This is a genomic window from Pseudomonas sp. QS1027 (assembly GCF_002814235.1).
GTDB lineage: Bacteria > Pseudomonadota > Gammaproteobacteria > Pseudomonadales > Pseudomonadaceae > Aquipseudomonas.
This window is the reverse complement of the sequence record NZ_PHSU01000028.1, coordinates 1-26,767: the sequence shown is the minus strand read 5'-3', so window position 1 is coordinate 26,767 and position 26,767 is coordinate 1. Positions and strand designations below refer to the sequence as shown.

Genomic DNA, 26,767 nt, shown 5'->3' with positions numbered 1-26,767 from the left:
ATAAGGTAGAGTCGGCGAGCACGCAGATGCCATCATTCGGAACTCGACCCCTTCATGCAAAAAAATGCCCAGCCCCCGCTCTGGCGGCTTTATCTGGTTTTTCTGGCACCGATGGTGCTTTCCAACTTCCTCCAGTCGCTCGCCGGCACCCTCAACAGCATTTATATCGGCCAGATGCTCGGCACCCAGGCCCTGGCCTCGGTGGCGGGGATGTTCCCGATCATGTTCTTCTTTATTGCCCTGATTATCGGGCTGGGGGCCGGGGCCTCGGTGTTGATCGGGCAGGCCTGGGGCGCCCGTGAACTGGACGCGGTCAAGGCGGTGGCCGGTACGACGCTGGCCCTGGGCGCCCTGATCGGCGTGGTCGCGGCGTTGCTCGGCAGCGTATTTGCACGCCCGGCGCTGATCGGCCTGGGCACGCCCGCCGATGTGCTTGACGACGCCGTCGGCTATGCCCAGGTGATGATGCTGATCATGCCGCTGTTGCTGGTTTTCGTGCTTTTCACCCAGTTGCTGCGGGGCATCAGCGATACGCTGTCGCCGCTGATGGCGCTGGCGGTCTCCACCGGCACCGGCCTGTTCCTGACCCCGGCGCTGATTCGCGGCTGGCTCGGCCTGCCGCAGATCGGCATCCAGAGCGCGGCCGTGGCGGGGTTGGTGGGCACGGCGCTGGCGATGCTCTTCCTGGCCTTGCGCCTGCGGCATAAAGCCAGTGTCATGGCCCCGGACCGGGCGTTGCTGATGGCGATGCGCCTGGATTGGAGTATCTTGAGCAAAGTCCTGAAAATCGGCTTGCCCACGGGTTTGCAGATGGTGGTGTTGTCGCTGTCCGAGCTGGTGATCCTGTCCCTGGTCAACCATCACGGTTCCCAGGCGACGGCGGCGTATGGCGCGGTGACCCAGATCGTCAACTACGTGCAGTTCCCGGCGCTGTCGATTGCCATTACCGCGTCGATTCTCGGGGCCCAGGCCATTGGTGCGGGGCGCCTGGAGCGCCTGGGGCCGATCCTGCGCACGGGCCTGATGATCAACGCCTGCCTGACCGGTGCACTGATTGTCCTGGTGTATGGATTGTCCCACTGGTTGCTGGGCCTGTTCATCACCGACCCGCTGACCCGCGCCCAGGCCGAGCATCTGTTGCACATCATGCTCTGGAGTGTCCTGGTGTTCGGTTTCCAGGCGGTGGTGGGTGGCATCATGCGGGCCAGCGGTACGGTGTTGGCGCCGATGATCATCTCGATTTTCTGCATCGTCGGGGTGGAGTTGCCGATGGCTTACCTGCTCGATGTGCGTTTCGGGTTGGAAGGGGTCTGGATGGCGTTTCCGGTGGCCTACATCTGCATGCTGATTTTGCAGACCGGGTACTACAAGGTCGTATGGCGACACAAACGGATCGAGCGGTTGATTTGACAGTGCCCCCGTGCTCGCGACGCGGGGCGTTTTCGAACCGATGAACAAGGCCCCTTATGGGGCCTTGTCACTTATCAAACCAGCGCTACTTGCCCAGCCGCCGGGTGCTCGGCCCGGCCGTGCCGGCATTCAATCTGCCGCGCAACGAAACCACCCACCACAGCGCGCCCACCGCCAGGGTAATCCCGGTGGTGATCGCCCCGGTATGGCTTTCCTCCGGCACGCTCAGCGTCAGGATCACCGCCAGTGCCCACAGCCCGCCCAGCACGATCATCGGCAGCAACCAGCGCCCGAGGCTGAACACCCCGTTCGGTGCGTCCGGCATCCGACCGTTCCGGTACGCCAGGTAAGCCGCGATCAGGGTCAGCAGGTAGGTGCAGTAGTAGGTCAGCCCGACCATCGAGTAGATCGCCGTGACAAAACCGCCGCTGGCCAGGTTCAACAGTACGGCAATGGCGGTGATCAGCACGATGGAAGCCACCGGTGTGCCAAAGTGCGGGTTGATCCGTGCCAGGACCTTGGACCCCGGCAGCATATTGTCCCGCGACAGGGCGAAGGTCATGCGTGTGGCCACCGCCATATTGGCGATCAGGCAGGCCAGGATCGAAGCGAAGGCAATCACGATCATCACGCTGCCGGCGGCGTTGCCCAGTTGCAGGCGGACAATGTTGATCACCGGGTTTTCCGACTGCTTGAGCAGGTCGCCCACCGAGCCGGGTATCGCGATGCTCAGCAGGGCAAAGACCGCGAAGCCCAGCACGCTGGACACCATTACCGCGCGGATCATCGCCCTGGGCGCGGCCCGGCGTGGGTCCTTGGTCTCTTCCGAGAGGTCCGCCGCGCCTTCCCAGCCCAGCAGCACCGAGACCGGCAACAAGGTCGCCAGGGCCAGGGTGGCAAAGCTGATCTCGCCACCGCTGACCGGCGCCGCCGACGTCAGGATCGCCACGCCCTGGGTGTGCTCGAAGAAGAAAAACACCCCGAGGAACAAGGCCACCGCCAGCAGCACCGTGCCGACGATCTCGATCATCGCGCCGATATCGTTGATCCGCGTCGCCAGCCGGATACCGCAGATATTCAGCAACCCCACCACCAGCGTCGCGCCGATGCTCAGGCCCTGGATCTGCCCCTGGGTCGGGTTGGCCCAGATCTCCGGGGCGAACACCGTACCGATGGCCGCCGCGGTGGCCGCCGTCCCTGCGACAAAGGAGATGAACGCCACCCAGCCGGTAAACCAGCCGAAGTGATTGCCGGCCAGGCGGCTGGACCACTGGTAGGCGTAGCCGGTCAGCGGAATGCGCCCGGCCAGATGGCAGTAGACCATGACGATGCAGCACACCAGCGGAATCACCAGCAACCAGAGCAGGATGCCGATACCGCCGACCCGGTTGAAGGGATCGGCGAACAGCGTGACCACGCCGGTGTTGATCGAGACCATGGAAAAGGCCAGGGCAAAGGAGGTGAACGCACTCATGGTGCGGTGCATCTTCTGCTCGTAGCCGAGGTTGGCGAGGTCGGCATCGTCGCTGGACAGTCCGCTCCCGGTGGGTTCGGCAGCGCTCAGCGGACGCTTGCTTTCAAGGACTGTGCTCATGCCCCTTGCTCCTCGATGATGCCCAGGACTTCGTCCAGTACGTCGAGGGCTTTGGCCAGCAACGGGCGTTCGATGTCCAGCGGCGGCTTGACCTTGATCAGGTTGCCGAGCCCGGCGTAACGGCTTTCCCCGAACAATACGCCACGCTCCACGCCCAGGCGATAGACCTCGTGGGATTCACGGCAGGCCGGCTCCTTGGTGGTGCGGTCCTTGACCAGCTCGATCGAGGCCATCAGCCCCGGGCAGCGGACGTCGCCGATCAACGGGTGGCGCTGCTGCATCTCCAGCAGGCGTTCGGTGGTGTATTCACCGGCCAGCCGGGCCTTCTCGCACAGGCCGTCGCTGACAATCGCTTGCACCGCCGCGTAACCGGCGGCCAGCGACACCGGGAAGTGGCCGAAGGTCAGGGCTTCCTCGCCTTCGTCGAACCACTTCAGTTGATCGTTGGCCAGGATCCCCGCCAGTGGGAAACCGCCGCCCACGCCCTTGCCGAAGACGATGATGTCCGGCACCACGTCGTAGTAATCCGCCGCCCACATGGTGCCCATGCGGCCGAAACCGGTCTGCACTTCATCGAAGATCAACAGCACGCCGAGGCGGTCGCAGAGCTCACGTACGCCCTTGTAGTAAGAGCGCGGAAATTCGATATGCCCACCGTTGCCCTGGATCGGCTCCATCATCACCGCCGCTACGCCGCCGTCGACACCCTTGAGGATGGTTTCCTCCAGCAGCCCCAGGCACAGTTGCGACTCCATTTCCGGGTCCATGCCCAGGCGCGTGCGATAGGGGTTGGGATGGGGCACGCGGGTAAAGCGCGGCTGGATCGGCAGGAACGGGTTGTTCGGGTGCGGCCAGCTGGCACCGAGGGTAGCCAGAGAGCGGCCGTGGTAGCCGTCCTGCAGGACGATCAGGTTCTGCGCGCCGGGACGGTTCTTGAAGGCCAGTTTCATCGCCATCTCGCCGGCCAGGCTGCCATGCAGGGCGAAGCCCATCTGGTTCAGCGTGGCGGGGGAGACTTCACGCAACTTGGACACCAGCCGGGTATGGGCCAGGGAGCCGAAGTTGGGGCGGATATGGGTCATGTCGCGCAGTTGCGCAATGGCCGCTTCCACCACCCGCGGGTCGTTGGCCCCCAGGTTGTTGGACCAGGCCTGGGCGGTGCAGTCGATATATTCCCGGCCCTGGTCGTCCCAGACCAGGGAGCCGCGGGCCTTGACCAGGTTGATCTTGTCGGCGGGATGCGCCGCCGCTGTCGGGGAAAGGTTCTCGGGGGATTTCATCACGTCATTCATCTGCTTATCTCTTTTGTTCGGGGCAGTGTTCGTGGTTTTGCAGTGACTGGTTTTGTGGCTCGCCTGCATCGAGCTGGATCGATACTAGCGCCGGGGCCCTGGGCTTTAGAAAGACCGATGGGCCGTTGATTATTTGGCCTGGCTTATAAGTCGTGGCATGATCGACGCGGATTTCGTCGAAGAACGGGAGGGCGGCAGATGTTGATCAACGGGGTGGATATTCGCCAGTTGCGGGCTTTCGTGATGGTCGGCGAGGAGCTGAGTTTTGTCCGCGCGGCGACCCGTCTGCATGTCTCCCAGCCGGCGTTGTCCCAGACGATCCGGCAGTTCGAGGCGCTGCTGGATGTGCCGCTGTTCGAGCGCAATACCCGCAAGGTCGCCCTGACCGAAGCCGGGTTGGCGCTGTTGCCGCAGGCGCTGGAGATTCTTGCCAAGCTGGCGCAGATGGCCCAGACCGCCAGCGATCATGCGGTGGGGCTACGCGGGTCGCTCAAGGTCGGTTTCCTGATCGGTGCCGGGGTCGACCTGATGCCGCGCATTCTCAGTTCGTTCGCCAAGCGCTTTCCCCAGGTCAAGGTGCTGGTCAAGGAGTTCGATTTTTCCGAACCCCATGCCGGTATCGCCGAGGGTATGGACGTGTCCATCCTGCGTCCGCCCCTGGGGTTGCCGGGTGTCGAGCTGATCACCCTGGTGGAAGAAGATTGCGTCGCCTGCCTGCCCAGCACCCATCGGTTGGCCGGGCAGGAAACCGTCAGTATCCACGACATCCTCGATGATCCGATCGTGGCCGCGCCGGGTAGCAATGTGTGGCGCAGTTACTGGACCGCTGATGCGTATCGCGACGGTCGCAGTGCGCCGGTCATCCACGAAGCCTCGACGGTCGAGAGCGAGTTGCAGGCGGTGGCCTCGGAACGCGGGATCAGCATCACAGCGTCTTCGACGGCGCGGTTTTATGCGCGTCCCGGGCTGTCGTTTCCGATTATTCGCGATATGCCGCCGTGCACGGTGTGCGTGGCCTTGCCGGCCCAGGCCAGTGTGGCGGCGCGCAACTTTGCCGAGTTGGCGCTGGAGGTTGCTGGGCGAGCAGGATGAGTCAGCTCTGACGGCAGCTTCAAGCTTGCTGCAGTGACTCGCGATAGGCGTAGAGTCCCGGCGAGCCGCCAGTCATCACGAACAGCAGGTTGTCGCCGGGCTGGTAACGGCCGTCACGCAGATCGGCGAGCAACCCGGCCAGGGCCTTGCCGGAATACACCGGATCGACCAGCAGCCCTTCGCTGCGGGCCAGCAGGCGCACGGCTTCCAGCATGGCCTCGGTGGGCACGCCGTAAGCGGAGCCGCGTTGGCTGCCGTCGACCTGTATCGATGCGCGTTCCAATGCGTGCGGATGTCCCAGCAGGTCGAGGGTGTCGCGGGTCAACTGCCAGGTCCGCTCGGCCGAGACGGTTTCTTCGGCCAGCACCGCCCAGGACTTTACCAGCGCCGCGCCCCGGCCCAGCACCTCGAAACCGGCGGCCAGCCCGGCATGGGTACCGGCACTGCCGTTAGCGACGAAGACCCGCTCGAAGTACAGCTCCAGTTGCGCAGCCTGCTGGATGATTTCACGGGCGCAACTCACGTACCCCAGGCTGCCCAGTGCCGTGGAGCCACCGACAGGGATCACCAGGACCTTGCGTCCGGCCTCCTGCAACTGTGCGGCCCGTTGATTGGCGACAGCCAGAGAGTCGGCGCCAGCGGGCAACAGATGCAATTTGGCGCCAAACAACTCATCGAGCAGCCGATTGCCGTTGGATTCGTAGTCGAGGCCGGAAACCGCTGCCGATTGTGTCAGCACCAGTTCGCAGTCCAGTCCCAGGCGTGCGGCGGCAGCGGCGGTGAGCCGGGCATGATTGGACTGCACGCCGCCGACGGTGATGACCGTATCGATGTGCTGGTGCAGGGCCGCACCGAGGTGAAACTCGAGCTTGCGCAACTTGTTGCCGCCGCCGCCAAGGGCCATGAAATCATCGCGCTTGAGATACAGGCCGACGCCCTTGGCCGCGGCCCCCAAATGCTGCTCTAGGCGATACGCGCGCTGGATCGGAGTCGGCCCTTCAAGCAGTCGGGCGCGGGGGAAGGTGGCGAGGGTGTTGTCCAGCGAGGCGGTCATGGTCGGTCTCCCGTGAGTGTGCCGTTCAGGGTAGGGGCCGACCGGGCGAGGATAAAGGCATCCTGCGTTCGCTGATTGCTAACCTTGGGTTAATAATCAACAAGGTGTCCGCTTGATTGACTTGCGGTTGCGGCCAGGCATGATGGCGAGCGTATTTTTGCCCGGCCGAAGGTGGCAGTGATGAGCAAGCTCAGGCAAATGGAAGTGTTCGTTGCCGTGGTGGAGGCGGGGAGTTTTACCGAGGCGGCGGCGCTGCTGGGGATGTCGGCGGTGATGGTGGGACGGCATGTCCAGCAGTTGGAGCAGGTGCTCAAGGTGCGCCTGATCCAGCGCACCACCCGGCGCCAGACGGTGACCGCCGAAGGCCGGCTGTTCTATGACGAGGCCAGGTTGGCACTTGAGCAGGTTGATGCCGCCTTTGCCCGCCTGGAGTCCTCCGCTGACAAACCCGGCGGCCTGCTGCGGATAACCGCGCCGATGACGCTCGGGGTCTCCTTCGTAGCGCCACTGGTGGCGGCGTTCATGCGTGCCTTCGAGGATATCCAGGTCGAGCTGATCCTCGGCAATGAGATCATCGACCTGCAGGAGCGCGCCTTCGACCTGGCGTTTCGGGTCTCGGAGGGGGTCGATGTCAACCTGATGTCGATGGCCTTGGCTCCTTATCAAATGCTGATCTGCGCATCGCCCGATTATCTGCAACAGCACGGCACCCCGCGTGAACCCGCCGACCTCCATCGCCATCGCATCCTCACCCACACCTCCTGGCACAACCGCTTTGCCTGGCCGTTGAGCGATGGTACGGAGGAGGTCCCGTGGCCGGAAAAAGCCGTGCTGAAAAGCAATGACGGGCAGGTGTTGCTGCAATCGGCGCTGGCCGGCAACGGCATCCTGATGCAGCCGGATTTTCTGCTCGCTTCGGCGATCGCCGAGGGTCGCCTGGTCTGCTTGCTGGAGGCCTTCATCCCGGCGCCCAAGCCGGTGCATATGGTCTATCCGCGCTCCAGGACACCGGTACCCAAGCTCGAAGCGTTCGTCGGTTTTGTTGCCCGCTGGGGTCGCCAGGGTTGATTGTTCCCGGTTTCACCAAGGGTTTGCCGTGTCCCCCCGGTGGGGCGTGGTACCGGTAAAAAGTTGTGTATTGGTACTAGGTAAATACCGCGAGAGCGCCTACCTTGGTAGAGGCCTGCGCAGACAGGAGTCTGCGTTCCCAGCAAATAAAAACAAGAGAGTCGGCTTATGACGTTTGAACCCCTTGCGCGTTCGCTTCTGGCGACGGCGTTGATTCTGGCTATTTCCCCTGCTTATGCTGCTTCCCAGGCCCCGGTCGCGGGCGAAAATGGCATGGTTGTCACGGCCCAGCACCTGGCCACCCATGTCGGTGTCGACGTACTCAAGTCCGGCGGCAACGCAGTCGACGCGGCGGTCGCGGTCGCTTATGCGCTGGCGGTGGTCTACCCGGCAGCCGGCAATCTCGGTGGTGGCGGTTTCATGACCGTGCAACTGGCTGACGGTCGCAAGACCTTCCTCGATTTCCGTGAAAAAGCCCCCCTGGCCGCCACGGCCAACATGTACCTGGACAAGGACGGCAACGTCGTCCCCGACCTGAGTTCGAAAGGCCATTTGGCGGTCGGCGTACCGGGCACCGTCTCGGGCATGGAACTGGCGCTGGAAAAATACGGCACGAAAAAGCGCGCGCAGGTCATGGCCCCGGCCATCAAGCTGGCCGACGAAGGTTTTGTGCTGGAGCAGGGCGATGTCGATCTGCTGCACACCGCCACCGATGAATTCAAGAAAGATATTCACGATTCGGGCTCGATCTTCCTGAACAAGGGCGAGCCGATGCAGGTCGGTCAGAAGCTGGTGCAGAAAGACCTGGCCAAGACCCTCAAGGAAATCTCCGCCAAGGGCACCGACGGCTTCTACAAGGGGTGGGTCGGCAAGGCCATCGTCGATTCGAGCAAGGCCGGCAAGGGCATCATCACCCAGGCCGACCTCGACAAATACAAGACCCGCGAGCTGGCGCCCGTCGAGTGCGATTACCGTGGCTACCACGTCGTTTCGGCACCACCACCGAGCTCGGGCGGCGTGGTGATCTGCGAGATCATGAACATCCTCGAAGGCTATCCGATGGCTGACCTGGGTTATCACTCGGCCCAGGGGCTGCACTATCAGATCGAAGCCATGCGTCACGCCTATGTCGACCGCAACAGCTACCTGGGCGACCCCGACTTCGTCAAGAACCCGGTAGCGCACCTGCTGGACAAGGGCTACGCCGAGAAACTGCGCGCGGCCATCGACCCGCAGAAAGCCGGGATCTCCCAGGACATCAAGCCGGGTGTCGCGCCCCATGAAGGCAACAACACCACCCATTTCTCGATCGTCGACAAATGGGGCAACGCGGTGTCGGTGACCTACACCCTCAACGACTGGTTCGGTGCCGGTGTCATGGCGAGCAAGACCGGGGTCATTCTCAACGATGAGATGGATGACTTCACTTCCAAGGTCGGCGTGCCGAACATGTATGGCCTGGTGCAGGGCGAGGCGAATGCCATCGCTCCGGGCAAGACGCCGTTGTCGTCGATGAGCCCGACCATCGTCACCAAGGATGGCAAGGCGGTCATGGTGGTGGGGACGCCTGGCGGCAGTCGGATTATCACCGCGACCCTGCTGACCATGCTCAACGTCATCGACTACGGGATGAACATCCAGGAAGCGGTGGACGCGCCACGTTTCCACCAGCAGTGGATGCCGGAGACCACCAACCTGGAGAACTTCGCGGTCAGTCCGGATACCCGCAAGATCCTCGAGAGCTGGGGCCAGAAGTTCTCCGGTCCCCAGGACGCCAACCACCTGGCGGCTATCCTGGTCGGCGCACCGTCCCTCGGTGGCAAGCCGGTAGGCAACAACCGCTTCTATGGCGCGAACGATCCGCGTCGTAATACGGGGCTGTCGTTGGGTTATTGAGGCTGAAATGAACAAGGGCACCTTTCGGTGCCCTTGTTTATTGGTTAAATCCCTTTGGCCTTGGGGATATAGGCCACGCTGCCACTCTCTTTCTTCTTGGCCAGCCGTGCTCCATTGGTGAGCTCGGTGGTGACCACCTCATGATCGGCCGAGAGGTAACTCAGCGGCACCTCGTCGTGCTTGCTGTAGCTGGTAACGATCAGGGTACGCGACGGGTCCCAGCGCTGGCCGCTGGTTTTCTCCAGCCAGGCCATGAACGCCGCGCTGTCGCCGGTACGTGGGTAGTCCTGGGAGTCTTTGACATAGTAGAACGGCGTGCCCTGGTTGTTCATGTACATCGGCAGCTTGTTGTCCACCTCGATCATGACGATTTTCCATTCGTCCCAAGGCATTTGCTGGCTGGCCTTGGTGCGCACGTCGTCGGCGAACCTGGTCACGCCGCCGCCGCTGTTGGTCCACGGATAGAGCACGCCGATCACCAGCAGCAGGAGCAGCGCCGCCGCCGCGAAGCCTTTCGACCAACCCGGGCCCGCAACCTTGCCGGCCGCACGCTTCTCTTCGAGGCGTCGGGTCACCCACCAGGCCGCCAGCAACTGGGCGAACGGCACCAGGGGCAGCACGTAGTAGCTACGGCGACTGCCGCTGAGGGTGAAGAACAGGAACAGCAGTCCCAGTGCCCAGACCAGCCAGCGGGTGTTGGGCTCGATCTTCTTCCATTGGCGGATGGCAACCCACAGGCCGAGGATCCAGAACGGTGCCCAGGGCAGGGTGTAGGCCGGCAGGTAGATCAGGTAGGTGTAGATCGGCCCCATATGGTCGAAGGGGTTGAAGAAGCGAACCACGTTTTCCTTGAACACCAGCGCCAGGCCGCTCTCGCCATAGGTCGGCGAGCCATAGAAATGCGACAGCACGAACGGAATGGAGTACAGCGCGCCGGCAATCACCAGGGCGACGAACAGGCGTGGGTTGAGGTGACGTTTCCAGCGCCCGTCAGCCAGCACGTGGGGCAGCAGGATCAGGCCCGGCAGTATGAAACCGATCAGCCCCTTGAGCAGGGAAGTCAGGGCCAGGATCAGGAAAAACACCGTGTAGCGACCCAGACGGGTATCGTCCGGTCCGCGCCAGTACCACCAGATGGCCGCGACCACGCCAAACACCGTGAGGATGTCGGCGGTTGCCACCCGTGCCCAGAACACGAAATAGAAGGTGGTGGCCAGCATCCAGCCGGCGATCAGGCCGGTGCCCTTGCGCCACAGGCGTTCGCCGATCAGGTAGACCAGCCAGACCGTCAGCCAGGCGGCAATCACCGACGACAGGCGCAGCGACCAATTGCCCAGGCCGCCCATCAGGCCGGCGCTGGCGGTGATCAGCCAGTAGGAAGGCAGCGGCTTGTCATAATAAGGCGAGCCCTTGAGGTAGGGGTCGAAGTAGTTGCCCGACTGCAGCATCTGCAGGGCGATGTTGGCCCAGCGCGTTTCCGCGCCCCACAACTCCCGTTGGCCCAGGCCCACCAGTAGAAGGATGGCCGATACGATAAGCAGAAGCGTCAGTGCGCCTTTGTCAGTTTTCCAGAAACTCTGATTCATGGTTGGGTCTGCGGGAAGATCATGATGATGGTATTACCCTTTTGATAACGCTTGCCGTCCAGCGGGAGCTGCTCGACTTCGCGCATTTCGTCTACGCTTTTGACGCGTAGTACTACACCGACCGAGCCCTGTTTACGGGCTTCAGTCATCCATTGTTCGACGTTGGCGGCGTTCACCTGCCGCTCGGCGGCATCAGGATAGTCGAGACCGTACTTCAATTCACCCGCTGCGTTGAACAAATCCACCCGTGGGCGTTGCAGGCGCCAGGCCAGCGCGGACGCCGCCCCCAGCTCGTTGCTCAACAGTCGGTTGGTTTGGCGCAATTCGTTGACATGTTCTGCAATAAATTGATCCGGCATCCGGTTGTTGACGATGCTGGCCGGCATACCTGCCGGCAGCAGCGCTACCAGCAAGCCAATCCCCAGCGCCGGCATGGCCCAGAGGGTGAGCGGACGGAGTGCTTGCAGGGCATTGGCGATGATCCAGCCCATCAGCAGGATGAACACCAGCGAGAGGTTGAAGACTTCCGCATGGCTGTTGGCGTAGATCGAACGGCTGGTTTGCAGGTAGATCAGGGCCGTCATGGCCGCGACACCGAGAATCAGATTGAGCCAGCCATTGATCCGCAGCATCCGGCCTTCGGCGCGGGCCACGCGATCGATCAGCGCATTGCCCATCATCAGTGCCAGCGGCAACAGGCACGGCATGATGTAGGTCGGCAGTTTGCCTCGGCTCAGGCTGAAAAAGGCCAGGGGCAAGAGGAACCACAACCAGAGGAAACCCGTGCCGGGCTGGTGCTTTTGCTCCCAGGCCTGTTTGAGCGTTGGCAACAGCATCACCGACCACGGCAGGCAGGACACCACCAGCAGCGGCAGGTAGAACCACCACGGCCGGGCGTGTTGGGCGTTGTCGCCGGCAAAGCGCTGGATATGTTCGTGCCAGAAGAAGAAGTTCCAGTAGTCGGGTTCCTGGGCGTTGACCGCCAGCACCCAGGGCAGTGCGATGATCACCGCCACGATCACGGCCAGCGGGCCATAACGCAACAGTTCAGCGAAGCGGCGTTGCCAGATCATATAGGGCAGGGCGATCAGTACCGGCAGCAGCAGGGCGAGGAAACCCTTGGTCAGGAAGCCCATGCCACAGGCCACGCCGAGTCCGGCCCAGGCGTACAGGCGATGGCGTTGTTCCTTGCTGTCGACCGCGAACCAGAAGGCGAAGAGGCTCAGGTTCGACCACAGGGTGAATTGCGGGTCGAGGTTGGCGTAGCCGGCCTGCCCGGCGATCAGGCCGAAGCTCATGAATAGCAAGGCCGAGGCGAAACTCTTGCGCGGGTCGTTCCACAGCCGGCGTGCGATCAGGTAGGTCAGCAGCACGCTGAGGCCGGTGGCCACGGCCGAAGCCACACGCACCCCGAAAAAGTTCTCGCCAAATATGGCCTGGCCGATGGCGATCATCCAGTAGCCGGCAATGGGTTTTTCGAAATAGCGCAGACCCATGAAGTGCGGGGCGGTCCAGTTGCCGGTCAGCAGCATCTCCTGGCTGATCTGGGCGTAGCGCGGTTCGTCGGGAATCCACAAGCCGTGGCCCATCATGGGCAACAGGTAGAACACCGCGAAGGCCAGCAGCAGCACCGGCACGGACCAGCGCCTGAGCGTCGCGGCGGAAAGTGGAAACACGTGAGGGTTCATGGGTCGACCTTAGCGGTAAGCGCCGCAGCTAGGGTTTGAGCAGGGCAGGCACAATGCATGGACTTGATGGTCCGATCCAGAGTTTCGATGTTTAAAACTGTAAAGAGTAGACAAGGCCGCGTGAGGGCAGGGGGGGAATTTAGAGGGGTGCAGGTGGGAGTGAAGTGAAAGCGTTGTGAAAAAATCGGAAATATCGCCAGGAGCCCCGTATTACCTGGGTTGTATAAACATTTTGACATACTTTATTGGGCGGTCATTGAGATGGCAGGAGCGAGTGGCCTCGTTCCTGCCGTGAGCCATTCCATGGCCCGGGGAGGGCCTTACTCGCCGCGAATATATTGTTCCAGTTGCCGGATCAGGTCGGCCTGTTCGGCAATGGCTTCTTTCACCAGGTCGCCGATGGACAGCAGGCCGATCAGTTGCCCGTCCTCGACCACCGGAAGATGGCGCAGGTGTTTGTCGGTCATGATGCTCATGCAGGTTTCCACGCTCTGGCGTGAATCCACAGTGATCACCGGGGCGTTCATGATCTCGTGGACCTTGGTGGTGACCGAACTGAGCCCGTGCAGGATCACTTTGCGGGCGTAGTCGCGTTCACTGATGATGCCCACGACCTGGCCGTTTTCGAGTACCGGAAGGGCGCCGACATTTTTCGAGGCCATCAGTATCAGGGCTTCGAACACAGTATGGTCGTGGGCAATGGTATGCACGCCCTGATGCTGGCTACCCTTGAGTTTCAACAGCTCTGCGACGGTTTTCATGGACGGCTCTCTCTTGCTGTTCTTGGTGTTCTTGTTTGGGAGGGCCACACTCCATCGTGGCGCTCTTACAGAATCGTAGACGGATACCGCGAAGACGATGCGGAAAGCGGCCTGTAGAGGCTGAAAAAACGTCATTGCCCGATCTTTTGTCGCAGATGACCGCCGTTCACTGAGTCAAGCGCCTTAATCGGCCGATCGCAAGGGAATAAAGCGGTAGTGTCCTGTACCCGATTGAGTGACTGCCGCGCCATGGGCGAGCAGTGCCCGGCTGCTGTTTTCATCGGCCAGATGAAAAGCCCAGTGCTGTCCAGTGGTGCTGGGCGTCCGCTCCCCGCGAACCTCGTCGATGGCGGCCATGAACGCCTGCATGTCGGGCAGGTAAGTGGAGAAACCGTTGCCCTTGAGAGCGGTGGTGCGGATGCCGAGGCGGGCACAGATGGCGGCTTTGGCACCGATATCCTCACGGTCGGCCTGGCGCGAGCGCTCGATCAGTCCGGCCAGTTCCTGGTCGACCAGCTGTCCACCGACGATCAGGTCAGGGCCTTGCTCCCAGGATTCGGGCGGGCAGTCCTTGCGGTCCGTGCGCAACGGGATATGCGGATTGATCTCCGCCGGATAGATCCGGCAGACCAGCGGGCGCCTTTCGTAGATGCCGCAGCGGTTGTCGGCATCGAGATTGCGGCAGGGCCCGTTGTTGTAGGCGGCGAACGTGACGGCCAGCCAGGCCTGGGTTGTGCCGCTGGAGACCAGGATCGAACGGCGCCGGGCGTGTTCGAATTGTGCTTCGGCCACCCCGTGACCGTTTTCCAGGAACGCCTCCACCAGGACGATCACCGTGCCGCCGTCCGCCGCCCATTGGCGGGACTCCGCGAGAGTCAGCGGAACGTAGTGGTCATTGCAGCATTTGCCGCAGCCCACGCAGGAAAATCGTGTGTTGATCAACTCGCCACCTCATCCAGCTTTTTTTGAACCGCCGCGCGAGCGTCGGCCCCCGTGGTTGCACGGAGTTTGATCTGTGGAGAGAGGCGAGTAGCTTTTTGTTACAGATTTGAAAAAATAAACTCAGTGGTTGGGATTCAGTTGCTTCCAGGCTCTTGCCTCCGGCGCCGAAATTGCCCCGGCGGCAGGCCCTGGGTGGCCTTGAAGCGGCGTGAAAAGTAGGCCTCGTCGGCAAAACCACACAATTGTGCAATCTGGCTCACCGGCTTTTCGCTGTTGAGCAGGTGCGTTCGGGCCAGGCGCATGCGGCGCTCCAGCACCAGTTCCGAGAAGGTGCTGCCGGTTTCCTTGCGCAGCAAGTGGGTCAGGTAGTTGGGCGACAAAAAGGCCGCCTCGGCGGTGTCCTTTAGGTTCAGCGCCGGGTCGGCGATATGCTCGCGCAGATAACTCGAGACCCGCGCCAGTGCATCCCGTCGGCCACGTCGTGCCGCCTTGTTCGCTGACAAGGCCTGCAACTCGCCTGCATAAAGGCTGCAGACCTTGCCGGTCAGTTGCAGCAGACAGCCCTTGAGCGCTTGCCGGGTTCCGAGATCGCGACCCTGATCCAGCTCGCGCATTTTTTCCAGCAGGAGCAGGACTTCAGCGAAGTCGTGGTCGGCGAGGATAAAGTCCAGGTGTTCCTGATGCTGGAACGGCGACAACTCCGGCAGGTCATGAATGGACAGGTCTTCCAGGTCCAGCGGGTCGCAGTGCAGGTGCGGCAGGAAAAACGCCTGGGAAAAGTTGATCAGGACAAAGTTGCCGTCTTCCGGGTGCGGGATCAGGTGCAGGCGATGGGGCAGGATAAAGGCCAGGGCCTGGCGCGGATAAGGCCGGATGGCGCCGCCGATGTGCTGCACGGTATCGCCGCCCAGGTTGATCTGGATCTGGAAGTAGTCATGCCGGTGCGGGGTGACGATGGCGGGGCGGGCCTGCTTGTCACGGATATAGAAGTCCGGGCGGTCGCTGCGTTGCTGCATGCCATAGGTACGCACACGGGAGGAACTCGACATCGACACTGTCCTTGAACTGAACCGGATGCCGACATTCTAAGGGGCTAAGGAGGGCTTTGCGACGCCACGGGTGGATTTTGGTTGGTGCCGGTTTGTCGTTGCCGGTTCTTTTGTTTCTCTGGGACTCGGAACTTTTCCGGGTCGATGTATCTAATTGTTTCTACGTTGTCGGTTTTTAATTACAGCTGTTCGACAATGCGCTGATTAACGGCACGTTGCAGGAAGTTCTACTCTCAGGGATGTGTCGTGTTTTTCAAGCTTCGTTTGTGTGCCCGGTTGCATGCCTATGTGACCGGTCGGTCAGTTTTGAAACATTCATTGTACCCCTTCGCAATCCTCAGCCTGTCTGCCAGCCTCACGGCCATGGCGGCCGAGCCTGTGGCGCCGGAACAGCCGTTGCTGCGCCAGCAAGAGCGCGAGCGGGTCCTGCGTGAACAGCTCGAATCTTCCCCTGACGTACGCCTCAAGGCTTCCGCCGATGATGGCCGGGGTACGTTGCCAGTAAATGAAACGCCATGCTTCAGCATTCGCCATATCGTGCTCGAAGGCGAGGAGTCGGCAGCCTTCCAATGGGCCCTGCGTGCCGCCAACCCCGCGTCGGATCCCGCACTCGGCCGTTGCCTGGGGGCCGCGGGCATCAACCTGACCATGAAGCGCATACAGAACCTGATTATCGCGCGCGGGTTCGTTACCACGCGGGTGCTGGCTGCCCCCCAGGACCTGAGCCGGGGGACGCTTTCCCTGGTATTGATTCCGGGACGGATCAAACACATTCGGTTTGCCGACGGCACCTCGTCGCGAGCGACCTTGTGGAATGCCATGCCGGCCCAACCCGGCGACCTGTTGAACCTGCGGGACATCGAGCAAGCCCTGGAGAACTTCAAGCGGGTGCCCACGGCCGACGCCGACGTTCAGATCACACCGGCCACCGACGCTGACGCCAAACCGGGAGAAAGCGATGTGGTGATCCTCTGGAAGCAAGCTTCCGTGGCGCGCCTGAGCCTGTCGACGGACGACTCGGGCAGCAAGGACACCGGTCGCTACCAGGGCAACGTCGCGCTGTCTTTGGATAACCCGCTGAGTCTCAATGACCTGTTCTATGCCAGCTTCAGCCACAACCTGGGCGGTGGCAAAAGTGGTGATCGCGGTTCGCAAGGGCACACCCTGTACTATTCGATACCGTACGACTACTGGCAACTGGGACTGACTTCCAGCGAGTACGACTATCACCAGACCGTGGCTGGGAACAACCAGAGTTATGACTATCAGGGACGCAGCCGTAACAACGAGCTGAAACTCTCTCGACTGATCTACCGTGACGCCGTACGCAAGACCTCGGTCTGGGCCAGTGGTTGGACGCGGACCTCCAGCAACTATATCGACGACACTGAAATTGAAGTGCAGCGCCGGCGCATGGCGGGGTGGCAACTGGGGGTTGATCACCGCGAGTTCATTGGCAGCAATACCCTGGATCTGGGCCTGAGCTATCGACGTGGAACCGGCGCGTTCCAAGCCTTGCGCGCACCGGAAGAAGACCTCGACGAGGGCACTTCACGGTCGAAGATCATCAACGCCAGCGCTCAGCTGCAAACCCCTTTCCGGATAGGGACGCAGCAATTCCGCTACATCGGCGCCTGGCGCAGCCAATGGAATCGCTCACCGCTGGTGGCTCAGGATCGCTTTTCCATTGGTGGGCGCTATAGCGTCCGCGGGTTCGACGGCGAACAGATCTTGTCCGCCGAACGGGGCTGGACCTTGCGCAATGACCTGGGCTGGTTTGTCTTTCAGAACAGCCAGGAACTCTATCTCGGCGTCGACTATGGCGAGGTCGGCGGACACTCCACCCAGTACCTGTCCGGGAACCGACTGGCCGGTGCCGTAGTCGGCATGCGCGGTGGCTACAAGCAGGTGTCCTACGACCTGTTCCTCGGCCAACCGCTGATGAAACCCAAGCACTTCGAGACGGCCGATGTGACCGCTGGCTTTAATCTCAGCTGGTCATTTTGAGGGAGACGGGCATGCACTTCGGCACTCTTGAAATCCTTGCACCCGAGCAGTTCGACGAACCCTGGAACGAAGCCAGTGTGCTCGGTGCCGCCGTCTGGTTGTGGATGCAGTCGGCGGCCCATCGGGATGCGCCGTTGCATACCTTGTCGGCATTGCTGCTGCCGGCGATCAAGCAGCGGCAGTTCATGCTCGCCAGCGAGCAGGGCACACCGGTGTTTTTCATGTCCTGGATGAACCTCAGTGCGGAGGCCGAACAGCGCTATCTGAACAACCCTCCGGTGTTCATGCCCGAAGCCGACTGGAACAGTGGCGAGCGTCTCTGGATCAGCGACTGGGTGGCCCCTTTCGGACACACCCGGCAACTGTCGAAGCTGGTGCTTGGCCGGCTCTGGGCACAGCGCGTCGGCCGCCATCTGGGGCATCGAGGCAATGAGCGCGGCTTGAGTATCAAGACGTGGAAGGGCATTGGCGTTATGCCCGCCGAGGCGCGCGCCTGGTTTGCCGCCCACCCGCTCTCTCAGTAGTCCCCGACCCCGTTATTTCAGCGTCCGGCGTATTCGCGGCCTGGCGCCGCTCAAAAGGAATTGAACATTAACAAGCATCTGTATCGGATCATTTTCAACAAGGCTCGTGGCCTGTTGATGGTCGTGGCCGAAAATGTGAGCGGCGGCTCGAAATCAGCGGGCGGCGGCGTGACAGGCACAGTGTCTGGTTCCAGCTGCGTGGTACGCCTGACACCGTTGCGATTTGCCTTGATGGCGGGACTGGGTCTGATCACGCTGGGCGCCGCGTCGGCACAGGCGGCGGTGGTCGCCGACCCAGGCGCGCCTGCCGCGCAGCAACCGGGCATCGGGGTGACCGGCAGCGGGGTCACCCAGGTCAATATCACCGCGCCCAGCGCGGGCGGTGTGTCGCGCAATACCTATCAACAGTTCGACGTCGATCGGCGCGGCGTGATCCTCAATAACTCGGCGACCAACAGTCAGACCCAACTCGGCGGCTGGGTGGACGGCAATCCGGCGCTGGGCGCAGGCACGGCGAGGTTGATCCTCAACGAGGTCAATTCGAGCAATCCGAGCCAACTCAACGGTTATGTCGAAGTGGCCGGCTCCCGGGCGCAGGTGGTGATCGCCAACCCGTCCGGGATCAGCTGTGACGGTTGCGGTTTTATCAACGCCAACCGCGCAACCCTCACCACGGGCAAGGCGCAATTCGAGAACGGTGAACTGCGCGGCTATCAGGTCGATGGTGGCAAGGTATCCATCAAGGGGGCCGGGATGGATACCCGTGACAGCGATTACACCGAAGTCATCGCGCGCACCGTCGAGGTCAACGCCGGCATCTGGGCCAAGGACCTGAGCATCAAGGCCGGCAAGAGCGCCGCCGACAAGGGCACGACCGATGCCCCGGTGGTCGGTATCGATGTCGCGCAACTGGGCGGCATGTATGCGGGCAAGATCGTCCTGGTGGGCAATGGCGCCGGTGTCGGGGTGCGTAATGCCGGGCAGATCGGCGCCAGTGCCGGCGACGTGGTGATCCGCGCCGACGGGCGTCTGGAAAACAGCGGACAGATCAGCAGTGCCGGTTCGACGCAGGTCGAGACAGGCAGCGGAGTCCAGAACAGTGGCACGCTGTACGCCAAGGGCGACCTGACGCTCAAGACCACGGCCGATATCGACAACAGCGGTATCGTCGCCGCCCAGGGCAATACCCGGGTGACAGCCGGGAACCTGCGCAGCACTAGTGGTTCGACCCTGGCCGCCGGGGTCGACAGCAGTGGCAAGCTGGGGCAGACCGGATCATTGAGCCTGAGTGCTTCCGGCCAGCTCAGTGCCAAGGGGCAGAATATCGCCGCCGAAAGTCTGCAGGCCCAGGCGGCGACTGTCGACTTGAGCGACAGCCAGACCTCCGCGGCCCAACTGACGCTTACCAGCAGCCAGGGTGATGTCGATGTCAGCCGGGCCCGCATGGCTGCGAAGGGCGCGCTGACCGTCACCGCCGCGAACGCGTTGCGTACCGATGGCGCCAAAGTCAGTGCTGCCCAGGTACGGCTCAAGGCCCATGACCTGTCCAACGTGAAAGGCCAGGTGCTGCAGAGCGGTCCTTCAGTCACGAGCATTGAATTGCAGGGGACGCTGGATAACAGTCAAGGCGTGATCGCCAGTCAGGGCGCATTGAATATCACCACCGGTTCACTGACCAACCGCCAAGGCAGCCTCGGTTCGGTAGGTTCGAGCCTGACATTGACGGCCACCGGTGGCGTGCTGGATAACAGTGACGGCCACCTTGAAGCCCTGCAATCGATCGCACTGGTGTCGGCGCAGTTACTCAATAACGCCGGCTTCGTCGGCGCCGGGCAGAGCCTGGACATCAAGGCGCAGAGCATCGGCAATGGTGCGGGTGGGCAACTGCAGAGCGGTACCGATGCGACATTCGCCAGCGTCAGCCTTGACAATCACGGTGGGCGCATCGAGGCACTGGGCAACCTCAAGTTCGATATTGACGGCAAACTCGACAACAGCGCCGGCTTGATTCGCAGCGGTGCCGATCTGCTGATGACGGCGGCGCAGATCGACAACGCCGGCACCCAGGGCCTGGACCAAGGTATTGAAGGGCGCACCATCAGCCTCAGCGTCGATCAGTTGGGCAACCAGGTCGGCTCGATCATTGCCGATCAGGCCTTGACCGTGACCGGCAGTGGCGTGCTGGACAACCAGTCGGGGAAAATCTCGGCCGGCACCCAGTTCCTGCTCACCGACCGCAACCTGGTGGCTAAAACCCAAACCGTAAGCAACCAGGGCGGGACCTTGGTTGCGGGGCGCTCGTTGACGCTCAACAGCGCCGGCTATACCGGTAATGGCCGGGCATTGAGCCTGGGGGATCTGTCGTTCACGCTCAACGGCGATTACCTCAATACCGGCCTGTTGCAGGCCAACGGCAACTTGAGCGTGGCAACTACGGGGCTACTGGGCAACCAGGGCAGCTTGCAGGCGGGTAACCTGCTGACCTTGTCGGCACGGCAAATCGATAACACCGCTGCCGCTGAGATCAGTGGCTTGCAGGTACAACTGAGTGCCAGCGAATCGCTGGTCAACCGCGGCCTGATCGATGGCCAGTACACTCGGCTGAGCGCGCCCACCTTGACCAACCTGGGCACCGGGCGCATCTACGGTGACGAACTGGCGCTGGCGGCGGACACCCTGACCAATACCGTCGAAAATGGTACGGCGGCGGTCATCGCCGCTCGCGTGAGCCTGGATATCGGTGCGCAATACCTGAACAACAGCGAACACGGCCTGATCTTCAGCACCGGTGACATGGCCATCGGCGGGGCGCTGGATAGCGCCTACCACGCGACCGGTCAGGCGCTCGAACTCCATAACGCGAGCGCGACCATCGAGGCCCTCGGTGCCCTGACGTTGAACGCGGCCTCGGTGCGCAACACCAACGAGCACTTCTCGACCCGCGAGGTGGAGCTCTCGCGCCAGTCGCTGCAACAGTATCAACTGTCGGGTTCGGCCAATCGCTACGATCCCAATCAGATTTCGATCTATAACAACGAAGTCGACATTCTGGTGACACCGGAAGGCAGCAACGACGAGTGGAACCGCTACGACCTGACCCGCGTCGTGACCCAAACCCAGATTGCCAGCTCCGACCCCGGGCAAATACTCGCCGGCAGCAATCTGCGTATCAATGCCAACCAGGTCCTCAACGATAACAGTCGGATCATCGCCGGTGGCTTGTTGCAAACCAACGCCAACAGCCTGATCAACACTGAAGTCGCGGGACAGCAGGTCACCACGGAGAATGGCGTACTCACGCACTTCTATCGCATCCAGCGCAAAGGCCGCGACCGTCAGGGGAGCGACGCTGCCGCCTACAACCCGGCGGCCGGTGTGCAGGCCATTTCCTTGCAGCCAACGGTTTATGAGCAGAACACAGCTCCTCAAGGCAGTGGTACCCAGCTGACAAAGCTGAGCGTTGGGACCGTGGGCCCTACCGAACTGTCCAGCCGCACGATTCATGAGCCAAGCCTTACGCCGATCAGCGAGGTGCTGGCCAATTCCACGAACAATGTCGGGGGTGTGCCCGAGCGTATTCTGACCGGCGGGGTGAACAGTGCCTTGCCGGACAACGCACTGTTTCGCCCGGTCCCCGGCAGCACTTCCGGTTATCTGATCGAAACCGATCCGCGCTTCACCAGTTATGGCCAATGGTTGTCTTCGGACTACATGCTCGGCAGGCTCAACCTGGACCCGGCGACAACCCAGCAACGAATAGGCGATGGTTTCTACGAGCAGAAACTGATTCGCGAGCAGGTGGCGCAGCTGACGGGGCGCCGTTTTGTCGACGGCTATGCCAGTGACGAAACGCAGTATCGAGGCCTTATCGACAACGCCGTCACCTATGCCAGTAGCTGGAAGCTGATTCCCGGTGTGGCCTTGACCGCGCAACAAATGGCCCAGTTGACCAGCGATATCGTCTGGTTGGTGGCCAAGGATGTGACGCTGGCCAGTGGCGAGGTACGCAGTGTGCTGGTACCGCAGGTCTATGTGCGGGTACGTGACGGCGACATCAACGGCGCCGGCGGCTTGATGGCCGGACAGCAACTGAACCTGAACGTGACGGGCAATCTGGTCAACAGCGCCAGCTTGTCGGGTCGTCAGGTGGTCTCCATCAAGGCCGACACCCTCAATAACCTGGAAGGGCGTATTCAAGGCAGTACCGTCAGCCTCGATGCGACGCAGGATGTGAACAACCTCGGTGGCCAGATCAAAGCCGACAAGAGCCTGATGGTCAGTGCCGGGCGCGATCTGAATGTGCAGTCCAGCACCATCAGCACCCAGAGTGCGCAGGGCAGCCAGACCAATCTGTCGCGGGTCGCCGGCCTGTTCGTTTCCGATCCGGCGGCTACCCTGCTGGCCACTGCCGGACGGGATATCAACCTGCAGGGCGCGCAAGTGGTCAATACCGGCAGCGCTGGGGTTACCAGCCTGTCTGCCGGTCGTGACCTCAACCTGACGACGGTTGTCGAGACCCGTGAGCAGAGCAATCACTGGGACGCGGACAACTGGCGTAGCGAAACGAGCCGCAGTGAAAGTGGCAGCAGCCTGCAGACCCAGGGTGACCTGGGGCTTCGTGCCGGCAACGATCTCAACGCGCGAGCCGCCAGCCTCAGCAGCACCGCGGGTGCCGTCATTGCCCAGGCCGTGCGCGACGTCAACCTGAGCTCCGGCGAGAACATGCGCAGCGCCGATGAAGCGCACAAGGTCACCGGCAGCAATGGCTTCCTCTCCAGCAAAACCACGGCCACCCGCGACTCCGTCAATGAAACCACCGCCCAGGGCTCGCACCTCGATGCACAGCAACTGGCGGTCCAGGCTGGGCGTAACCTGGTGCTTCAAGGTAGCGAGGTGATCGCGCAGAAGGGGGCGGCGCAACTTCTGGCCGGCAACGATATTTCGATTGTTGCCGCTGTCGACAGCACGCAGACGCGCCACGACAAGGACAGCAACAGCCGCAGCCTGGGTGGATTCAAGGCCAGCAAAGTGACCGACAAGGTCAGCGAAACCCAGACCACGGCGGTCGGCAGCCTGGTCTCCGGCAACAGCGTCGATATCCAGGCCGGACAGGATGGACGGGTCCGTGGATCGTCGCTGGTGAGCACGGCGGACATGACGGTGAGCGCGGGGCGCGACCTGCAGATCGATGCCGCGCAGAACACCTTCACCCGCAACGAACTGCACAAGGAAAAGAGCCACGACTTCACCGGTGTGCTGACGGGGAACAAGCTGGGCCTCGATGACATGACCGGCAACCAGCACCTGTCCATCAGCAGCCAGAACCATACCGGCCAGTCCTCGGAAACTACCTTGACCGGCAGCACCCTCGGCTCCAGTGCCGGCAATGTGTCGCTCAATGCCGGTCGCTTGCTCAGTGTGACCGCCAGCGATCTGGTCAGTACCCAGAGCATGAGCCTGACCGGTGCCAACGTGACTATTGCCGCCGGTATGGAGAGCGCGAGTCAGAGCAGCACCGACGAGACCCGCAGCCTGGCGGTGGGTCGCGTGCTGGGCGGCACGGTGGTTGATAGCTACAACACCATTCGCAGCGCGATACAAGCCGCGAACAGCGCGGACGATCCTCGACTCAAGGCGGTGAAGTGGGCGCAGGCGGCTTTGGCCGGTTACAACCTGGGAGGGGCATCGTCGGATGCCTACGATGGTCGATCGGGCTATTCCAACAAGACGGGCAGTGCTAACAGCAATGGTTCGTTGATCAAGATCGGCACCGAGCTGGCGAGCACCCACACCACCAGCACCAGCGAGTATGACAGCCAGACGGCCAAGCAAAGCTCGCTCACGGCGGGTAAAACCTTGACGATCATCGCCGATGGCAGCGCGCCGGGAACGGCGGGCGATATTCATATCATCGGCAGTGGTATGAAAGCGGCCGATACAGTGTTGCTGGCGAAGAACAACATCACCCTGGAAAGCGCTCAGGACACCGCGAACTGGGCCAACGACAGCAATAACGACAAAACTGCTATTGGCGCCAGTTTCAATATCGGTGAGCAGAATGGTTTCACCCTCGACCTGGGGGCATCCATCGCCAAGAGCATGGGCACTGGCGGTTCGGTCACCCAGGTCAACAGCACCCTGGATACCGGTTCGCTGATCCTGCGCAGTGGCCAGGACACCACCCTGGCTGGTGCGCAGGTACGGGCGGACAGCATCAAGGCGGATATCGGCGGCAACCTCAATATCACCTCGCGCCAGGACAGTGAGACCCAGAAGAACAAGCAGGGCAGTGCCGGTTTTGGTGCGAGCATTTGCATTCCGCCGTTCTGCTTCGGCTCGACCGTGGCGGCTTCCGCCAGCCTGGCCGCTAGCAACATGAACAGCAACTACAAGGCCGTTACCGATCAGAGCGGGCTATTCGCGGGCGTGGGTGGTTACAACATTCATGTCGCTGACAAGACCACACTGCAAGGCGCGGTGATTGCCAGTGAAGCGTCCGCGGACAAGAACCTGCTCGATACGAATCGGTTGATTGTCAGCGACATCAAGAACACCAGTGACATCAAGAGTCAGTCGGCTGGCCTGTCGTTGTCCTATGGCGGCAACTCCGGGTCGACGGTGGGGGGCAGTGTTCCGCTGGCGCTCAGTGACTCGGATCACAGCAAAACCCGCAGTGCTGTCAGCGAAGGCACGATAGTTGTGCGTAGTGCCGAGGGTGCAAATGATCTGGTTGGGCTTAACCGCGATACCGCGAACGCCAATCAGAAGCTGGACAAACCTGACCAGAAGGCGATGCAGGAGCGCATCGACCTTATTCAAAGCACGGTGCAATTGTCCACCGGCATCGTAGACGCGGTCGCCAAGGCCAAGTCGGAGGCCGCGAGTAAACTGGCAGAACAGGCGAAAGCTGATACGACGCTAGAGCCAGCGGCGAACGCTGCTGCGGCAGATGCGGCCAGTTGGAACATTGGTGGCGACAAGCGAATCATGGCCGATATCGCCACGGGCCTGCTCGCTGCGGGGTTGGGCGGCACGGGTGGGGCGACGGCGGTGGGTATCGTGGCCAATACCACGGCGGCGGATACCTACAAGAAAATCGGCGATTATGCCGATCAGCAATTGGCGGACGCGACGCGCAGCAGGGACACAAGCCTGCAAGCGGTGTGGGCTGAAGGTGGTTCGGCGCGTATTTTGCTGCATAGCCTGGCCGGTGCATTGCAGGGCTTATCCAGCGGTACGGCGGCGAGTGGCGCGCTCAGTGCGGGCACATCGGCAGCCGTTATGCCGACCTTGGATCAGGTGCTGAAAAATAACGGTATCGGTCCGGAAAATCGCGATGCTCTCGGCACCTGGATCGCCGCCGGGGTGGGGGCTGCGGTGGCAGGCGGCAGCGGTTCGATTGCGCAGATGAGCGGGGCCGTTATTGCTGGCAATATCGATAAATACAACCGTCAGGCTCACCCTACAGAAGCGCGCCTGATTGAAGAGGAGGCCCCCAAAATGGCGGTCGAGCTGGGCATCAGTCCAGCCGAAGCCGAGCAGCGAATGGCGCGCGCGTTTGCTTTCTATACGGATGCTCAGTGGAAACAAACGATAGGGGCGGGCAGTCAGTTCGAAACGTCGACATTGGAGCATCTGGGGGCGGCTTTAGCACCTTTGGCGGATCGGTACGCTGTCAATCAAACAACCGGCGATGTTCCTCAACTGTCTGAGGGGCCAAGAACTTATACTCCGGCAGAAACCACGGCCTTGCTGCAAGGCTATCAAGTTAATCATGCTGTCTCATATAACGATCCTCTGGTGTATGGGGAGTACTTGATAAGCGGGAATGTATTTAACTACCGAAATTCTGAGGTGAATAGTCAAGCCGACTACTATGAGAGGAATCTAAAGTACAATGTTCCCTCTTTAGAATCTGTAGGCTCTTTAGGTTCTGGGCTGGTGGAGGGCGTGCAAGGGATAGGGAGCGGGTTTTATGGGGTGGGGAAAGGTATATATGAGCTTGGAAGTGGGCTTGTAAGCGATTTTTCCGGGACCAGTTCCCAGGTTGCAAATGGCCTTTTGGGTGTTGCTGCGGGAACCGGTTGGGATGGCTATAGAGCAAAAAGCAACGAGGGTCAGATAGTTGACTATCTTGCCAGTTTGCAAGGGTACTCTTCGGCTTATAATGAGCTAAAAGGCAAGCAGATTGCTGAAGATGCGCTTTACCTCATTCCTGCTGGTCGTATAGGAGCGTTGGGTAAGGTCGCGGATTTTGCTGAATGGACTAATAGTGCAAAAAGTGCAGGACGTATTTTGGCCTATAGCGGGGATCTCTATGCGGCCGATTTTGTTGGCCCAGTGGAATGGAAGTATTTCTATCGCGGCGATGCGACATTAAGATCGGAATTTCTGTCTTCAATGGCTCAGGAGCGGGGTGTTCCGGCAACCAATGATTTCCTGAGTGGTCGCTCATCCGCCCAACTTAACGATATCTACGCAGAACATGGGATAGGCAGCCAAGGCCTACCTACAATAGGTGTCTCGGACAATCCGTCCGTTGCGGAGTATTTCGCTCGTGGTCCCAGCCAGAACCAAAATGGCTTCGTCACTACGTTCCGTGTGGAGTCACGTGATGCTGCGAACTATGCTGTCCAGAACTACGAGAACCCGCAAGCGTTCTTCGAAATTAATCCGAGCATTGGCTTGCCTGAGCGGGAGTATTTATTCCATAATCAGATAGATTCAAGATTTATTTATCAACAAGTGCCAGTGGGTGCAAAATGAATGAGCTTAGACTTGCATGGGAACCGGTAAATATTACA

15 protein-coding genes are annotated in these 26,767 nt (G+C 61.5%); 7 read left to right on the top strand and 8 right to left on the bottom strand.

What is annotated here, in order from left to right; all coding sequences use genetic code 11:
* Positions 1-54: 54 nt before the first annotated feature.
* Entirely contained in the window at positions 55-1,410 is a 1,356-nt protein-coding gene (locus tag CWE01_RS24085) for an MATE family efflux transporter (protein WP_100943048.1), read from the top strand.
* An 85-nt stretch (positions 1,411-1,495) separates the two neighbouring features.
* On the opposite strand, the gene CWE01_RS24080 is transcribed toward CWE01_RS24085, so the two are convergent.
* Both CWE01_RS24080 and CWE01_RS24075 read right to left on the bottom strand, forming a co-directional pair.
* Positions 1,496-3,004 (bottom strand): amino acid permease, encoded by a 1,509-nt coding sequence (locus CWE01_RS24080; protein ID WP_100943047.1) that lies wholly within the window; start codon positions 3,002-3,004, stop codon positions 1,496-1,498.
* The gene (locus CWE01_RS24075) at positions 3,001-4,296 is read right to left on the bottom strand and encodes an aspartate aminotransferase family protein (RefSeq protein ID WP_256346701.1); all 1,296 of its coding nucleotides are present in this window, start codon (positions 4,294-4,296) and stop codon (positions 3,001-3,003) included. Before CWE01_RS24075 ends, CWE01_RS24080 begins: the two co-directional genes overlap by 4 nt.
* Before the next feature lie 198 nt (positions 4,297-4,494).
* Between CWE01_RS24075 and CWE01_RS24070 the strand changes: the two genes are divergently transcribed.
* Positions 4,495-5,388 carry a LysR family transcriptional regulator gene (locus CWE01_RS24070; RefSeq protein WP_100943046.1) on the top strand — a complete coding sequence of 298 codons (894 nt, stop codon included), beginning with the start codon at positions 4,495-4,497 and terminating at the stop codon, positions 5,386-5,388.
* A gap of 19 nt (positions 5,389-5,407) precedes the next feature.
* Here the strand turns inward: CWE01_RS24070 and CWE01_RS24065 are convergent, their stop codons facing one another.
* The gene (locus tag CWE01_RS24065; RefSeq protein WP_100943045.1) at positions 5,408-6,442 is read right to left on the bottom strand and encodes a D-cysteine desulfhydrase family protein; all 1,035 of its coding nucleotides are present in this window, start codon (positions 6,440-6,442) and stop codon (positions 5,408-5,410) included.
* 180 nt (positions 6,443-6,622) lie between these two features.
* Between CWE01_RS24065 and CWE01_RS24060 the strand changes: the two genes are divergently transcribed.
* Entirely contained in the window at positions 6,623-7,510 is an 888-nt protein-coding gene (locus tag CWE01_RS24060; protein WP_100943044.1) for a LysR family transcriptional regulator, read from the top strand.
* Between the two features lie 168 nt (positions 7,511-7,678).
* A complete protein-coding gene (gene ggt / locus CWE01_RS24055; protein ID WP_100943043.1) occupies positions 7,679-9,406 on the top strand; it encodes a gamma-glutamyltransferase in 1,728 nt (575 codons plus the stop codon).
* A gap of 44 nt (positions 9,407-9,450) precedes the next feature.
* Here the strand turns inward: ggt and CWE01_RS24050 are convergent, their stop codons facing one another.
* The 5 genes from CWE01_RS24050 to CWE01_RS24030 all read right to left on the bottom strand — a co-directional run bounded on the left by CWE01_RS24050 (position 9,451) and on the right by CWE01_RS24030 (position 15,432).
* Entirely contained in the window at positions 9,451-10,992 is a 1,542-nt protein-coding gene (locus CWE01_RS24050; RefSeq protein WP_100943042.1) for a glycosyltransferase family 39 protein, read from the bottom strand.
* Positions 10,989-12,680, bottom strand: a complete 1,692-nt coding sequence (arnT, locus tag CWE01_RS24045; RefSeq protein WP_100943041.1) for a lipid IV(A) 4-amino-4-deoxy-L-arabinosyltransferase — start codon at positions 12,678-12,680, stop codon at positions 10,989-10,991. The genes CWE01_RS24050 and arnT overlap by 4 nt, the downstream gene beginning before the upstream one ends.
* A gap of 320 nt (positions 12,681-13,000) precedes the next feature.
* The gene (locus CWE01_RS24040; RefSeq protein WP_100943040.1) at positions 13,001-13,441 is read right to left on the bottom strand and encodes a CBS domain-containing protein; all 441 of its coding nucleotides are present in this window, start codon (positions 13,439-13,441) and stop codon (positions 13,001-13,003) included.
* A 183-nt stretch (positions 13,442-13,624) separates the two neighbouring features.
* Positions 13,625-14,380, bottom strand: coding sequence for a YkgJ family cysteine cluster protein (locus tag CWE01_RS24035; RefSeq protein ID WP_100943086.1), 756 nt, complete (start codon positions 14,378-14,380; stop codon positions 13,625-13,627).
* Positions 14,381-14,517: 137 nt separating this feature from the next.
* A complete protein-coding gene (locus tag CWE01_RS24030) occupies positions 14,518-15,432 on the bottom strand; it encodes an AraC family transcriptional regulator (RefSeq protein WP_100943039.1) in 915 nt (304 codons plus the stop codon).
* A gap of 306 nt (positions 15,433-15,738) precedes the next feature.
* On the opposite strand from CWE01_RS24030, the gene CWE01_RS24025 reads away from it, so the two are divergent.
* Genes CWE01_RS24025 through CWE01_RS24015 form a run of 3 tightly spaced genes read left to right on the top strand, consistent with a single transcriptional unit; the run spans position 15,739 to position 26,729 of the window.
* Complete coding sequence (locus CWE01_RS24025) at positions 15,739-17,439, top strand: ShlB/FhaC/HecB family hemolysin secretion/activation protein (RefSeq protein ID WP_256579406.1); 1,701 nt, start codon at positions 15,739-15,741, stop codon at positions 17,437-17,439.
* An 11-nt stretch (positions 17,440-17,450) separates the two neighbouring features.
* Positions 17,451-17,963, top strand: a complete 513-nt coding sequence (locus CWE01_RS24020) for a toxin-activating lysine-acyltransferase (protein WP_100943038.1) — start codon at positions 17,451-17,453, stop codon at positions 17,961-17,963.
* 60 nt (positions 17,964-18,023) lie between these two features.
* Positions 18,024-26,729 (top strand): hemagglutinin repeat-containing protein, encoded by an 8,706-nt coding sequence (locus CWE01_RS24015; protein ID WP_100943037.1) that lies wholly within the window; start codon positions 18,024-18,026, stop codon positions 26,727-26,729.
* Positions 26,730-26,767: the final 38 nt, after the last annotated feature.